Annotated in this window: 14 protein-coding genes and 1 pseudogene; 9 read left to right on the plus strand and 6 right to left on the minus strand. The window is 69.7% G+C overall.

Features of this window, described 5'->3' with window-relative positions; translation table 11 throughout:
• Window positions 1-91: 91 nt before the first annotated feature.
• Window positions 92-907: a serine hydrolase domain-containing protein gene (locus CHR28_RS36800; RefSeq protein WP_094058081.1), complete on the minus strand. Its 816-nt coding sequence runs from the start codon at window positions 905-907 to the stop codon at window positions 92-94.
• A gap of 161 nt (window positions 908-1068) precedes the next feature.
• Between CHR28_RS36800 and CHR28_RS36805 the strand changes: the two genes are divergently transcribed.
• Entirely contained in the window at window positions 1069-1533 is a 465-nt protein-coding gene (locus CHR28_RS36805) for a MerR family transcriptional regulator (protein ID WP_094058082.1), read from the plus strand.
• Entirely contained in the window at window positions 1530-2543 is a 1014-nt protein-coding gene (locus tag CHR28_RS36810; RefSeq protein WP_094058083.1) for an aldo/keto reductase, read from the plus strand. Before CHR28_RS36805 ends, CHR28_RS36810 begins: the two co-directional genes overlap by 4 nt.
• Window positions 2544-2612: 69 nt before the next feature.
• Here the strand turns inward: CHR28_RS36810 and CHR28_RS36815 are convergent, their stop codons facing one another.
• From CHR28_RS36815 to CHR28_RS36825, 3 genes are all read right to left on the minus strand, one after another.
• Entirely contained in the window at window positions 2613-3470 is an 858-nt protein-coding gene (locus tag CHR28_RS36815) for a DUF4429 domain-containing protein (RefSeq protein ID WP_094058084.1), read from the minus strand.
• 66 nt (window positions 3471-3536) lie between these two features.
• Window positions 3537-4745 (minus strand): alpha/beta hydrolase, encoded by a 1209-nt coding sequence (locus CHR28_RS36820; RefSeq protein ID WP_094058085.1) that lies wholly within the window; start codon window positions 4743-4745, stop codon window positions 3537-3539.
• 73 nt (window positions 4746-4818) lie between these two features.
• Entirely contained in the window at window positions 4819-5451 is a 633-nt protein-coding gene (locus CHR28_RS36825) for a TetR family transcriptional regulator (protein ID WP_256984610.1), read from the minus strand.
• 116 nt (window positions 5452-5567) lie between these two features.
• Between CHR28_RS36825 and CHR28_RS36830 the strand changes: the two genes are divergently transcribed.
• Window positions 5568-7187 carry an MFS transporter gene (locus CHR28_RS36830; protein ID WP_094058087.1) on the plus strand — a complete coding sequence of 540 codons (1620 nt, stop codon included), beginning with the start codon at window positions 5568-5570 and terminating at the stop codon, window positions 7185-7187.
• A 243-nt stretch (window positions 7188-7430) separates the two neighbouring features.
• On the plus strand, window positions 7431-7781 hold the full coding sequence (locus CHR28_RS36835) for a small hydrophobic protein (RefSeq protein WP_094058094.1): 351 nt from the start codon (window positions 7431-7433) through the stop codon (window positions 7779-7781).
• 65 nt (window positions 7782-7846) lie between these two features.
• Here the strand turns inward: CHR28_RS36835 and CHR28_RS36840 are convergent, their stop codons facing one another.
• Both CHR28_RS36840 and aceE read right to left on the minus strand, forming a co-directional pair.
• Window positions 7847-8581 carry a potassium channel family protein gene (locus CHR28_RS36840; RefSeq protein WP_094058088.1) on the minus strand — a complete coding sequence of 245 codons (735 nt, stop codon included), beginning with the start codon at window positions 8579-8581 and terminating at the stop codon, window positions 7847-7849.
• Between the two features lie 83 nt (window positions 8582-8664).
• Entirely contained in the window at window positions 8665-11412 is a 2748-nt protein-coding gene (gene aceE / locus CHR28_RS36845) for a pyruvate dehydrogenase (acetyl-transferring), homodimeric type (RefSeq protein WP_094058089.1), read from the minus strand.
• Window positions 11413-11831: 419 nt separating this feature from the next.
• Between aceE and CHR28_RS36850 the strand changes: the two genes are divergently transcribed.
• The 5 genes and pseudogenes from CHR28_RS36850 to CHR28_RS39095 all read left to right on the plus strand — a co-directional run.
• On the plus strand, window positions 11832-12269 hold the full coding sequence (locus CHR28_RS36850; protein ID WP_179272703.1) for a DUF3052 domain-containing protein: 438 nt from the start codon (window positions 11832-11834) through the stop codon (window positions 12267-12269).
• 110 nt (window positions 12270-12379) lie between these two features.
• The gene (locus CHR28_RS36855; RefSeq protein ID WP_094058091.1) at window positions 12380-12838 is read left to right on the plus strand and encodes a peroxiredoxin; all 459 of its coding nucleotides are present in this window, start codon (window positions 12380-12382) and stop codon (window positions 12836-12838) included.
• 146 nt (window positions 12839-12984) lie between these two features.
• Entirely contained in the window at window positions 12985-13560 is a 576-nt protein-coding gene (locus CHR28_RS36860) for a calcium homeostasis/redox stress adaptation protein (protein WP_094058092.1), read from the plus strand.
• Between the two features lie 122 nt (window positions 13561-13682).
• Entirely contained in the window at window positions 13683-14258 is a 576-nt protein-coding gene (locus CHR28_RS36865) for a TerD family protein (protein ID WP_094058093.1), read from the plus strand.
• 152 nt (window positions 14259-14410) lie between these two features.
• Window positions 14411-14569 (plus strand): annotated as a pseudogene (locus tag CHR28_RS39095) (DUF475 domain-containing protein); the annotation flags it as partial.

Consider the following 14569-nt stretch of genomic DNA (forward strand, 5'->3'; position numbering starts at 1 on the left):
ACCAGGCCCGGCCCTTCAAATGGACCAAAACCGCAGACCAGATCATCGACCGCATCTGCCGCTACTGCGACAGGATCTCCGGACCAGGACACTAGAGCTCGGCCAGCACCGCGTCCGTGAACGGCGGCCATGCCTCGATCGCCCACGGCCCGAACGCCCGGTCCGTCAGCGCCACGCACGCCGCCCCCGCGTCCGGGTCGACCCACAGGAACGTACCGGACTGCCCGAAATGCCCGAACGTGCGGGGTGAGGACGAAGCACCCGTCCAGTGCGGCGACTTGGAGTCACGGATCTCGAAGCCGAGCCCCCAGTCGTTGGGGTTCTGGTGGCCGTAGCCCGGCAGGACTCCCTTGGTGCCCGGGTAGTGCACGCTCATCGCCTCGGCGACCGTCCGGGGGTCCAGCAGCCGGGGCGCCTGCACCTCGGCGGCGAACCGCAGCAGGTCCTCCACCGTGGAGACCCCGTCCTTGGCCGGGGAGCCCTCCAGGGTCGTCGAGGTCATGCCCAGCGGCTCCAGCACGGCCTGCCGCAGGTACTCGGCGAACGGGATGTCGGTCGCCTTCGCGACATGGTCGCCGAGCTGCTCGAACCCGGCGTTGGAGTACAGCCGCCGCTCCCCGGGCGGGGCCGTGACCTTGTGCTCGTCGAAGGCGAGGCCCGAGGTATGCGCGAGCAGGTGCCGTACGGTCGACCCGGCCGGACCGGCGGGCTCGTCGAACTCGACCGCGCCCTCCTCGTAGGCGACCAGCACCGCGTAGGCGGCCAGCGGCTTGGTCACCGAGGCGAGCGGGAACCGCCGCCCGGCCGGGCCGTGGGTGCCGAGGACGGTGCCGTCCGCCCGGACGACCCCCGCCGCGGCGGTGGGAACCGGCCAGTTCTCGATCAGCGTGAGGCTCTTCAGCGACATGCGTGCGAGCCTATGCGCTCCCGGCACCGGCTCCGGCGAGGGGTCGGTTCCGGAGCACGGGCCGAGTCCGCACGCAGGCCCACCGGATCGGGAGACGTCCTGCCCATTTCTTACCGTCGGCGCTTGCTTGGAGCGCACTCCAAGGTTCTAGCGTTGGGGGCATGACGGTGATGGAGACCACGGGGACCAGGACCGACACCTGCGCCGGCCCGCCGCAGCAGAACCGGCGCCCGGACGGCCAGGACCGCTACACGATCAGCGAGGTCGTCGCCTTCACCGGCCTGACGGCCCACACCCTGCGCTGGTACGAGCGCATCGGCCTGATGCCGCACATCGACCGCTCCCACACCGGTCAGCGCCGCTACACCAACCGCGACCTCGACTGGCTCGACCTGGTCGGCAAACTCCGCCTGACGGGCATGCCGGTCGCCGACATGGTCCGGTACGCGGAACTGGTGCGCGAGGGCGACCACACCTACACCGAGCGCTTCGAGCTGCTGCAGACGACCCGTGAGGACGTCCTCGCGCGGATCGAGGAACTCCGCGGCACGCTCGCCGTGCTCGACCGGAAGATCAGTTTCTACGCGGACGCCGGGCGTGCCCTGGCGTCGGAGAGGTCCCGATGACGGACGGCACGATCACGACGGCGAAGCTCGGCGACAACGGCCCCGAGGTGGGGGTCCAGGGCCTCGGCTGCATGGGCATGAGCTTCGCCTACGGCCCCGCGGACGCGGACGCGTCCCGGGCCACCCTGGAGCGGGCCCTCGAACTGGGCGTCACGCTCTACGACACGGCCGACGCGTACGGCGCCGGCGAGAACGAGCGGTTCCTGTCGCCGTTCTTCAAGGCGCACCGCGACGAGGTCGTCATCGCGACCAAGTTCGCCCTGTCCATCCCCGCGGACGACCCCACGCGCCGTGTCATCCGCAACGACCCGCCCTACATCCGCCGGGCCGTCGAGGCCAGCCTCAAGCGCCTGGACGTCGAGGCCATCGACCTCTACTACATGCACCGGCGCGATGTGAACGTGCCGATCGAGGAGAGCGTCGGCACGATGGCCGACCTGGTCCGCGAGGGCAAGGTCAAGCACCTCGGCCTGAGCGAGGTCACGGCCGGCGAACTGCGCGCCGCGCACGCCGTCCACCCCATCGCCGCCGTGCAGTCGGAGTGGTCGCTGTTCAGCCGTGACATCGAGACGCACGTCGTCCCCGCGGCCCGCGAGCTGGGCGTGGCCCTCGTCCCGTACTCCCCGCTCGGCCGGGGCTTCCTCACGGGCTCGTTCGCCAGGGCGGAGGAGCTGTCCACGGACGACTTCCGCCGTCAGCAGCCGCGCTTCACGGGCGACAACGCCACGGCCAACGCGACCCTGCTGGAGCTGATCCGCTCGGTCGCCAAGGCCCACGACGCCTCCCTCGGCCAGATCGCCCTGGCCTGGGTCCAGCAGCAGGCGACGCTCCGCGGCCTCCCGGTCATCCCGATCCCGGGCACCCGCAAGCCCGCCCGGGTCGAGGAGAACACGGCGGCGACCAGGATCGTCCTGACGGACGAGCAACTGGACCTGCTGGACGGCATAGCGGCCCAGGTGGCGGGCAACCGCTACGCGGACATGACCTTCACGTCGGCGGGCCGGGAGTAGGGGAGCGCGCCCTCAGCTCGGGGGCGCGGGTGCACGGACCCGCGCCCCAGGGCGAGATCCAGGCGGACGCTAAAGCTCCGCCAGCAACTCCGCTTTCTTCACCGAGAACTCCTCGTCCGTCACCAGCCCCGCCTGATGCAGCTCCCCGAGATGCCGGATCCGCTCGGCGATGTCCGCGGGGTCACGGCGCGGCACGGCCGCGGGAACGGCGGCCACCGGACTGGACGTCCGCACCGCGGCCAGCACCGCCGCCGCGAACGGCAGCGACTCGTGCACCGGCCCGTACCCCAGCCCGAACACCACCGCGGCCGGGTCCTGGTCGGCCTGTGCCGCCGACTCCCCGGCATCCCGGCGCAGCAACCGCAGATGCCCCTCGAAGACCTCCGGCGACCGCCACTCCACCCCGTTGAGCTCCCCGACGGAGAAGCTCTGGTCCCCGGCCTTCCACTTCGCCGACGACGCACCCGTCCAGAACCAGCGGAAGTTCACGGTCCGTCCGTCGAAGGAGGCCTTCCCGTCGTACGCCTTGAACGACAGCGGCCCCTTCGGCGGCTCCACGAGGAACCGGTCCACCGGTCCGGACTCCGTCAGCAGCCCCCGCAACTCGTCGGCGTAGTACTCCGCGAGCACCTCCCGCTCGGCGGGCAGCACCAGCCGGTAGGGGTCGCTGCTCTCCTTCAGCTGCCCGGCGGCCGCCTCCATCAACGGGTCGGCCCCGGGGCGCGGCTCGACCCGCAGCACGACCGTGCCGCGCCTGCCGCGCGTCAGCGTCACCCCGGCGATGGCGTCGAGAGGGACACGCCGTTCCCCGAGCGCCTGGAAGAGCTTGGGTGTCCGGATCCCTCGTTCGTAACGGATGAGCACGGAGTCGGACTCGAACTCCCAGGCGGCATGAAATCCGGCCAGTACGTCACCCATGCGGCTCATCGTATGCGGCACGCGCTCCTCCGTCCCCCTCCCGAGCAGACCGCGGTTTCTTCGCCTCTACGCGCGTCAGGCCGCCGCCGTACCGGACAAACCGGTCCGGCAGACGCCGTCTTCGTGCGCGCAGTGCACCGAGCGGTATGCGCCAACGCCGATCTCTGCGAAATTGAACAGACTTGCCGTGCCCGGCACGAAGTAGCCGGCGTGACCCTTCGCACCCGCCGCCGACAGCACCCGCGCCCCGAATCCGGCGGACACCGGGTCGGCACCGTGACCGAGCCCGCCGAGCTCCAGGTACGGAACGTCCTGGATCCAGTCGTCGGCGTCCCGCATGGCCCACACCCGGGCGCCGGTGCGCAGTTGGGCGGCCTTCTCGACGCGCATGCCGGGACTGCCGGCCACCGCGATGTCGGACACCCGGCCCGGCAGGCCGTCCGCCGCGACACCGCAGACCACGGAGCCGTAGCTGTGGCAGAACAGCGACACCGGCGAACTCCCGGGCAGCGCCCGCACCAGCGCGTCCAGCCGTACGGCGCCGTCCTCGGCGCGCATGGCGGTCGCGGAGTCGATGCCGAGCCCGCTCGGCGCCGTGTAGTCGGCCCAGGCGATCACGGCCGTACGGGTCGAGGGGCTCGCCTGCTTCTCGGCCGCGTACAGGGCCTTGGCCATGCCGACGGGCGCCGCGTACGGGCGGTGGGTGCGCTGGAAGGTGAGCAGGTCGGTGTCGACGCCGGGCACGACGACCGAGACCCGCTCCGCCGTGCGCAGATCGCCGAAGACCTCCGCGACGCGGCCCGAGCCCTCGGGGTCGAAGGCCAGGATGCGGCGGCCCTTCTCCAGGAGGTCCTCGAAGCGGTGCATCCTGCGCCCCGCCTCGTGCTGTCCGGCCGGGGTGAGGCGTTTGTCGTGCAGCCGTTCCCGTTCCTCGTTCCGCGCCTTGGCCAGGGCCAGGCGGTTGGCCCGGTAGCGCAGCTCGACCGGGGCGCCGTTCATGTTCCCGACCGCGAGGGAGTACTTGCGGACGAGGACCGCCCGGTCCCGCTCGCCGAGCGAGGCGAAGAAACGGGCCAGCTTCGCCGGCTCGGACTGCGGGTCCGGCAGGCGGTGACCGGCGATCCGCCCGTCCTCCCACGCGGAGAGCGAGGCCTGCAGCGGCGTGTCACCCCGCTGATTGCGCAGAGCCGTCCAGCCGGTGGTCGCCAGCATCACGAAGACGACGGCCAGAGCGAGCAGTGCGCGCCAGACGTTCAGTTGCGGGGAGGTGTCGAAGGAAGTCACTGAAAGGACACACTAGGAGAACGAGAGGGTCTCGCGTTAACCAAGTGACCGGGATCACGTTTCGGTGGGTGCGCTAAGGGGACGGCTCCGCACGCCAGTTCCCGGCCAGCGCCGGCCCCACCTGATCGAGGTAGGCCGTGGTGAGTCGGCGCAGTCCCTCCATGGTCAGGTCGTCCCCCGCGGACCACAGCCGCTCGGTGACACGAATCACCCCGCCGAACAGGGCGACCACGATTCTCGGCCGCGGATCCGCGTCCACGTCCAGTCCCTCGCGCTCGGCGATGATGCCGGCGAGCTGCTCCTCCAGCTCCGCCGCCCGGCGCAGATGGGCGGCGAGCAGCGCGGGCGTCGACTCGATCACCCGGTAGACGCGCATGTGGAGGTCGATCGGCACGATGTCCTCGACCGCCTCGTGGATCGTGTCCCAGCTCTCCACGACGGCCCGGCGCAGCGCCTCCAGCGGCACCTCGCCCGGCGGACGGGCCCGTACGGCGTCGACGACGAGGGCCTCCGCGAGCCGGGGCACGAAGAACGCCGTCTCCTCCTTGCCGGCGAAGTAGCGGAAGAAGGTGCGCTGCGAGACGTCGACGGCGGCGGCGATGTCGTCGACGGTCGTCTCCTCGTACCCGCGCGTGGCGAACAGCTCCAGGGCGGCCCGCAGCAGGGCGTCCCGGGTGCGCTGCTTCTTGCGTTCGCGCAGGTTCAAGGCGTTCCTCTCGGCTGAAGGGTTTCCCCAGCTCAGGCTATACGGGGATGTCGTGTCAGTTACCGACTAGTGAATTGGTTTGTCAATTGTCAGCGACTGTCACTAGCCTCGAACGTATGACTAGTCAGACCACCATCGACACGACGGGGTCGGGGGGCAGGACACCGGCGACGCCGTCGGACGCGACGCCGGGCAAGGGGTTGCGAGGGCACCCCTGGCTCACCCTCATCACCGTCGCAGTGGGGGTCATGATGGTGGCCCTCGACGGCACCATCGTGGCCATTGCCAACCCGGCGATCGGCAAGGACCTGGGAGCCTCCTGGTCGGATCTGCAATGGATCACCAACGCCTACTTCCTCGCTCTCGCGGTCTCCCTGATCACCGCGGGCAAGCTCGGTGACCGGTTCGGCCACCGCCAGACGTTCCTCATAGGCGTGGCGGGCTTCGCCGCCTCCTCGGCCGCCATCGGACTGTCCAAGGGCATCACCGCGGTCATCGTCTTCCGTGTCTTCCAGGGGCTCTTCGGCGCCTTGCTGATGCCGGCCGCGCTCGGCCTGCTGCGGGCCACCTTCCCGGCCGAGAAGCTGAACATGGCCATCGGCATCTGGGGCATGGTCATTGGCGCCTCCACCGCCGGCGGCCCGATCCTCGGCGGCGTGCTCGTCGAGCACGTCAACTGGCAGTCGGTGTTCTTCATCAACGTGCCGGTCGGCGTCCTCGCCGTCGCCCTGGGCGTGTGGATCCTGCTGGACCACCGCGCCGAGAACGCCCCGCGCTCCTTCGACCTGCTCGGCATCGCCTTGCTGTCGGCCGCGATGTTCTGCCTCGTCTGGGCTCTGATCAAGGCCCCCGAGTGGGGCTGGGGCGATCTGAAGACCTGGTCGTTCATCGTCGCGTCGGTCGTCGGCTTCGGGCTCTTCGCCCTCTGGGAGACGAAGGTCAAGGAGCCGCTGATCCCGCTGGCGCTGTTCCGTTCCGTCCCGCTGTCGGCGGGTGTCGTCCTCATGGTCCTCATGGCCATCGCGTTCATGGGCGGCCTGTTCTTCGTGACGTTCTACCTGCAGAACGTGCACGGCATGAGCCCGATCGACGCGGGTCTGCACCTGCTGCCGCTCACCGGCATGATGATCGTCGGCTCGCCGCTCGCCGGCGTGATGATCACCAAGTTCGGCCCGCGCATCCCGCTGGCCGGCGGCATGGCCTGCACCGCTGTCGCCATGTACGGCATGTCCACGCTGGACGCGGGGACCGGCAGCGGCGTCATGTCCGTCTGGTTCGCCCTGCTCGGCCTCGGCCTCGCGCCCGTCATGGTCGGCGCCACGGAGGTCATCGTGGGCAACGCCCCGATGGAGCTCTCCGGTGTCGCCGGCGGTCTCCAGCAGGCCGCCATGCAGATCGGCGGCAGCCTGGGCACGGCCGTGCTGGGCGCGGTCATGGCGTCCAAGGTCGACAACGACCTGGCCGGCAACTGGGCGGAGGCGGGACTGCCCCCGCTCACCCCGGCCCAGACCGAGCAGGCCGCGCTGACCGTCCAGCAGGGCATCGCCCCGGTGCCGCCGGGCACGCCCGAGCAGATCGCCGCGAAGATCACCGAGGTCGCGCACGCCACGTTCATCGACGGCATGAGCCTGGCCTCGCTGACCGCCGCGGGCGTGGCCGCCGTCGCCGTGTTCGTCGCGTTCCTCACCAAGCGCGGGGAGAACGCCGAGGCGGGCGCGGGCGTCGGGCACATCTGACGGAAAGGCCGCGGATCCCGGCCGAGTTCGCCTATCAGGGTGAACGAGGCCGGTGATCCCTCCCCTCCGGCCCTCACCCCAGGTCACAGTGGGTCAAGTCCTCCGCAGGGCATGGGGGATGGACGCTGCGGCGCGCTGCCGGAGGGGGGTGGCGCGCAGGCAGCGGGGTGAGGAGCCGTTTCCGGGGTACTCGCCATGTCGTACCCGCATCGAACCCAACCGACCGAGGGTTTACGGGAGTTGATGATGGCGAGCTTTGGACACGGTACGCGCAGGCACCCCCGCTCACGTGGCCGGACGTGGTCACGATGGGGGTCCCCCCTGTTCGAGCGCAGCCGAGAACTCGGGGGAGGGCCGGATCGCGCGACGCTCGGAATCATCGGAGTCATCTGCGCGGTCGCCGGTTTCTTCGTGCTGGGGATCATCCTCGGCCCCGTGGCGATCGTCTGCGGCTGGCTCGCCATGGGCCGGACCTGGGCGGGCTCCCGGCCCGTCACGGCCGTGGTCGCCTTCGTCCTGGGCGCCATCGACACACTCCTGGCCCTCGTCTGGCTGGCGGGAGCGGCGACTCCGGGCAACGGGATGCTGTTCTGACGTGCCGTCCTGCCCGGGGACGTGAGGGAAGGCCTTCGGCGACCACGCCGGGGGCCTCCTTCCTGTCAGCGCACCGACGTCCCCTTGAGCGCCGCCAGTTCGTCGCGCAGCGCCCGGACCTCCTCCGTCAGCTCCTGTATCGCCTCGGTCTGCCGCCGCTCCTCCACGTCGTCCTTCTCGAACCGGGCGATGAACCAGGCGGCGATGTTCGCCGTCACCACACCCAGCAGCGCGATACCGGACAGCATCAGCCCGACCGCGAGCATCCGGCCCAGCCCGGTCGTCGGCGCGTGGTCCCCGTAGCCCACGGTCGTCATCGTCGTGAAGGACCACCACACCGCGTCACCCAGCGTCCGGATGTTCCCGTCCGGGGAGTCCCGCTCCACGGAGAGCACGGCCAGCGAGCCGAACATCAGCAGCCCGACCACCGCTCCGGCGACATACGTCGTGAGCCGTATCTGCGAGGCCATCCGCGCCCGTTGCCCGACCAGCAGCAGCGTCGACACCAGCCGCAGCAGCCGCATGGGCTGCAGCAGCGGCAGCAGCACCGCCGCGAGGTCGAGCCAGTGCGTGCGGACGAACAGCAGCCGCCGCTCGGTCAGGGCGAGGCGGACGAGGTAGTCGAGCGCGAACGCCCCCCACACCACCCACTCCACCGCCGTGCAGAGTTCCACCACGTCCCGGCCCGCGTCCGGCCGGACGATCGGCACGGCGTAGGCCACGGCGAAGGCCAGGGCGAGGGCGAAGAGGGGGCGCTGGGTGTGCTGTTCCCAGCGGAGCTGGGCCGGCTGCTGCTGCATGGGCGCATCGTAGGAAACGTGAAGGGGTGGTGTGCCCACGGTGTATCCGTGAGCCTCACCACCCCTTGACAGGTTCCGAGGGGTTATGCGTCGCCGCCCGCGGCCCCCGGGTCCGCCGCCGACACGTCGAGCAGCTGGTACCGGTCGATGGCCTGCTTGAGCACCGACCGGTCGACCTTGCCCTCACGCGCCAGCTCGGTCAGCACCGCCACCACGATCGACTGCGCGTCGATGTGGAAGAAGCGGCGCGCCGCGCCCCGGGTGTCCGCGAAGCCGAAACCGTCCGCGCCGAGCGACTGGTACGGCTGCGGCACCCAGCGCGCGATCTGGTCCGGAACCGACCGCATCCAGTCGGAGACCGCCACGACCGGTCCCTGCGCGTCCGCCAGCTTCCGCGTCACGTAGGGCACCCGCTGCTCCTCCTCCGGGTGCAGCAGGTTGTGCTCCTCGCAGTCCACGGCCTCGCGCCGCAGCTCGTTCCAGGAGGTCGCCGACCAGACGTCCGCCTTCACGTTCCAGTCGTCGGCCAGGATCCTCTGGGCCTCGATCGCCCAGGGCAGCGCCACACCGGAGGCCAGGATCTGCGCCGGGGTCTGGCCGGCCGTGCCCTCGCTGAAGCGGTACAGGCCCTTGAGGATGCCCTCGACGTCGACGTTCTCCGGCTCGGCCGGGTGCTGGATGGGCTCGTTGTAGACGGTCAGGTAGTAGAAGACGTCCTCGCCGTGCGGGTGCTCGGGCGAGCTGCCGTACATCCTGCGGAGCCCGTCCTTGACGATGTGCGCGATCTCGAAGCCGAAGGCCGGGTCGTACGCCACACAGCCCGGGTTCGTGGAGGCCAGCAGCTGCGAGTGGCCGTCCGCGTGCTGCAGGCCCTCGCCGGTCAGGGTCGTGCGCCCGGCGGTCGCGCCCAGGACGAAACCGCGCGCCAGCTGGTCGGCCATCTGCCAGAACTGGTCGCCGGTGCGCTGGAAGCCGAACATCGAGTAGAAGACGTAGACCGGGATCAGCGGCTCGCCGTGCGTGGCGTAGGCCGAGCCGGCGGCGATGAGCGAGGCCGTGCAGCCCGCCTCCGAGATGCCGTCGTGCAGCATCTGGCCGTTCGGCGCCTCCTTGTAGGCGAGCAGCAGATCGCGGTCGACCGACTCGTACTGCTGACCGAGCGGGTTGTAGATCTTCGCACTCGGGAAGAACGAGTCCATGCCGAACGTGCGGTACTCGTCCGGTGCGATCAGCACGAACCGCTTGCCGATCTCCTTGTCCCGCATGAGGTCCTTGAGAAGCCGGACGAAGGCCATGGTCGTCGCGATGGACTGGTGGCCCGAGCCCTTCTTCACGGTCGCGTACGTCTTCTCCTCGGGCAGCGGCAGCGGCTTGGAGCGGACGACGCGGGTCGGGACGTAACCGCCGAGGCTCCTGCGGCGGTCGTGCATGTACTGGATCTCCTCCGAGTCCGGGCCCGGGTGGTAGTACGGCGGCACGCCGGACTCCAGCTCCTTGTCCGGGATCGGCAGGTGCAGACGGTCGCGGAAGCGCTTGAGGTCGTCGACCGTCAGCTTCTTCATCTGGTGCGTGGCGTTGCGGCCCTCGAAGTTCGGGCCCAGCGTCCAGCCCTTGATCGTCTTGGCCAGGATGACCGTCGGCTGGCCCTTGTGCTCCACGGCCGCCTTGTACGCCGCGAAGATCTTGCGGTGGTCGTGGCCGCCGCGGCCCAGGTGCAGGATCTGGTCGTCGGTCATGTTCGCGACCATCGCGCGCAGCCGGTGGTCGTCGCCGAAGAAGTGGTCGCGGATGTACGCGCCGGTCTCCGTGGCGTACGTCTGGAACTGCCCGTCCGGCGTGGTGTTCATCTTGTTGACCAGCACACCGTCGCGGTCCTGGGCGAGCAGCGGGTCCCAGGTGCGGTCCCAGACCAGCTTGATCACGTTCCAGCCGGCGCCCCGGAAGATCGACTCCAGCTCCTGGATGATCTTCCCGTTGCCGCGCACCGGGCCGTCGAGGCGCTGCAGGTTGCAGTTGACGACGAACGTGAGGTTGTCCAGGCCCTCGCGGGCGGCGATGGACAGCTGGCCCAGCGACTCCGGCTCGTCCATCTCCCCGTCGCCCAGGAACGCCCAGACGTGCGACTTGGAGGTGTCGGCGATCCCGCGCGCCTCCATGTAGCGGTTCATGCGCGCCTGGTAGATCGCGCCGATCGGGCCGAGGCCCATCGACACCGTCGGGAACTCCCAGAAGTCCGGCATCGACCGCGGGTGCGGGTACGACGACAGCGCGTACGGCGCCTTGGACTTCTCCTGGCGGAAGCCGTCCAGGTGCTGCTCGCTGAGCCGGTCCAGCAGGAAGGCGCGGGCGTAGATGCCGGGGGAGGCGTGCCCCTGGAAGAAGACCTGGTCGCCGCCGTCGCCCTCGTCCTTGCCGCGGAAGAAGTGGTTGAAGCCGACGTCGTAGAGGGAGGCGGAGGAGGCGAAGGTGGCGATGTGGCCGCCGACGCCGATGCCGGGGCGCTGGGCGCGGGAGACCATCACGGCCGCGTTCCAGCGGGTCGCGTTGAGGATCCTGCGCTCGATCTCCTCGTTGCCCGGGAAGAACGGCTCGCTCTTGGTGGGGATGGTGTTGACGTAGTCCGTGCTGCGCATCTCCGGCACGGCCACGCGCTTCTCGCGGGCCCGCTCGATCAGCCGCAGCATCAGGTAGCGGGCACGTTCCCGGCCGCGCTCGTCGACGGCGGCGTCGAGGGAGTCGAGCCACTCCTGCGTCTCTTCGGGATCGAAGTCAGGAACCTGACTCGGAAGGCCGCCAATGATGATCGGGTTGCGATCGGATGCGGAAGCCACGCTGTTCCTTACCTGTCGGGGGGCCGTGCGAGGGCCGCTGTTTCGCTGTCGTCGCCGGGCGTCGTCGCTGGGGGCTGCGCCGCTCCCCATGGTCCACCTCGGGGCCCGGAAACGTCATCTCTACCGAGCGGTAACCCGTGCGTGAGATCGACTCCGGGACGCATGGGGCGAATACTTGCGAGTCTCGTACCCACAGACGATTCCCAAACGCCCAAACGGGGCAGAAAGGTGTGGTGTGCGTCACCTGGGGCCATGATGGTGTGCCTGGAGTTGCGGTGACACGGCCAGGATCGTCACCGTTTCGGCGGTCTGAACGGCCGGGTACTTGCGCGATCCGTCCCGCCCGTGTGGACTACGGCCAATGCTTCGCGCACGCGCGTGGCTGAGTTATTTCCCAAGACATGATCAGGAGGCAACCCGTGAGCGCGACCGCGGACCACGCGGAGGAGCGGACGAACCCTGCCGCCAGGCTGGGGTTCCAGCCCGGGCAGGTGGTCCAGGAGATCGGCTACGACGACGACGTGGACCAGGAACTCCGCGAGGCCATCGAGGGCATCGTCGAGAGCGACCTGGTGGACGAGGACTACGACGACGTGGCCGACGCCGTTGTGCTGTGGTTCCGTGACGACGACGGCGACCTGACGGATGCGCTGGTCGATGCCACCACGTACATCGAAGAGGGCGGCGCGATTCTGCTCCTCACGCCGAAGACCGGCCGTTCGGGTTACGTGGAGCCGAGTGACATCTCGGAAGCCGCCACGACCGCCGGCCTGACGGCGTCCAAGAGCGTCAGCGTCGGCAAGGACTGGAGCGGGAGCCGCCTGGCGACGCCCAAAGCAGCCAAGTCCAAGCGTTAGCCGTACGGACCGGGCGGGCCGGCGCCGTCGGCCCGCCCGCAGGCCTGTGCGGGTCCCTGCGTAGGGTGGTCGTACCACCGCAGACGCCCCACGAAGGGACACCCGCAACGATGGCGATCCAGGTCGGCGAGAAGGCCCCCGACTTCGAACTCAAGGACAACCACGGCAGGACCGTGCGGCTGTCCGACTTCCGCGGGCGGCAGAACGTGGTGCTGCTCTTCTACCCCTTCGCCTTCACCGGCGTGTGCACCGGCGAGCTGTGCGAGCTGCGCGACAACCTGCCGCAGTTCGCCGACCGCGACACCCAGCTGCTCGCCGTCTCCAACGACTCCATCCACACCCTGCGCGTCTTCGCCGAGCAGGAGGGCCTGGAGTACCCGCTGCTGTCCGACTTCTGGCCGCACGGCAACGTCTCGCGCGCCTACGGCGTCTTCGACGAGGACAAGGGCTGCGCGGTGCGCGGCACCTTCGTCATCGACAAGGAGGGCGTCGTGCGGTGGACCGTCGTCAACGGCCTGCCGGACGCGCGCGACCTGAACGACTACGTGAAGGCGCTCGACTCCCTGTGACGCCGGTCGGGCGTCACGCGCTCGACACCGCTGAATTGTCGGCTTCAGGGCCTGCGAGGGGCGGGAACCCGTCACTAGGATCGACTCGTTGATCCGACATCCGAGCACAACGGGGCATCCCGCCCCTGGACACCAATGGAGGACTCGTGGGAGTCAGCCTCAGCAAGGGCGGCAACGTATCGCTGACCAAGGAGGCGCCGGGCCTGACCGCGGTCATCATCGGTCTGGGGTGGGACGTCCGCACCACGACCGGCACCGACTTCGACCTGGACGCCAGCGCGCTGCTGCTGAACAGCTCCGGCAAGGTCGCCAGCGACGCGCACTTCATCTTCTTCAACAACCTCAAGAGCCCGGACGGCTCCGTCGAGCACACCGGTGACAACCTCACCGGTGAGGGCGAGGGCGACGACGAGCAGATCAAGGTCGACCTGGCCGGCGTCCCGGCCGACGTCGAGAAGATCGTCTTCCCGGTCTCCATCTACGACGCCGAGACCCGCCAGCAGTCCTTCGGCCAGGTCCGCAACGCGTTCATCCGCGTCGTGAACCAGGCCGGCGGCGCCGAGATCGCCCGGTACGACCTGTCGGAGGACGCCTCCACCGAGACCGCCATGGTCTTCGGCGAGCTCTACCGGCACGGTGCGGAGTGGAAGTTCCGTGCCATCGGCCAGGGGTACGCCTCGGGCCTGCGCGGCATCGCGCAGGACTTCGGCGTGAACGTCTGAGCCACCCGTCGGACCCCGGCGACGGGGCTTCCGGTTCTCTTCCGTCCGGCGCCGCACGGTTTACGTGCGGCGCCGGACGTGCAGGACCACCTCAGTAACACCACCCGGGGAGGGACATCAGCATGGGCGTCACGCTTGCCAAAGGGGGCAATGTCTCCCTGTCCAAGGCCGCACCGAACCTCACTCAGGTGATGATCGGGCTCGGCTGGGACGCGCGCTCCACCACCGGAGCCCCGTTCGACCTCGACGCCAGCGCGCTGATGTGCAGCGGCGGCCGGGTCCTCGGGGACGAGTGGTTCGTCTTCTACAACCAGCTCAAGAGCCCGGACGGCTCGGTCGAGCACACGGGTGACAACCTCACCGGCGAGGGCGACGGCGACGACGAGTCGCTGCTGATCGACCTCTCCAAGGTGCCGCCGCAGTGCGACAAGATCGTGTTCCCCGTCTCCATCCACATGGCCGACGAGCGCGGCCAGACCTTCGGCCAGGTCAGCAACGCGTTCATCCGCGTCGTGAACCAGGCCGACGGCCAGGAACTCGCCCGCTACGACCTCAGCGAGGACGCCTCCACGGAGACCGCGATGATCTTCGGCGAGGTCTACCGCTACCAGGGCGAGTGGAAGTTCAGGGCCGTGGGGCAGGGGTACGCGTCCGGTCTGCGGGGGATCGCCCTGGACTTCGGAGTCAACGTCTCATAACGCGTTATGAGCAAAACGCGGGGCCCCCTGGGGCGCGGGAGGGGTCCGACTAGACTTCGGCTTCAAAAGTTCGTAAAGCCGGGTACGGCGCGGGGGAGTCCCTCCCCCAGATTCCGTCTGGGGGGGACCCCCAACACACGATTGGGTAGCCAGTGGTTCTGAAAACCTTCGGGTGGTCGTTCGCGGTCACCGCGCTCGGCCTGGTCGCAGCGGTCTTCTACGGAGGGTGGACCGCGTTCGGTGTCGTAGCGATCCTGTCCATCCTCGAGATCTCGCTGTCCTTCGACAACGCGGTGGTCAACGCCGGGATC

Origin of the sequence: Streptomyces sp. XY006, from assembly GCF_002237655.1 — a bacterium.
Taxonomy (GTDB): domain Bacteria; phylum Actinomycetota; class Actinomycetes; order Streptomycetales; family Streptomycetaceae; genus Streptomyces; species Streptomyces levis.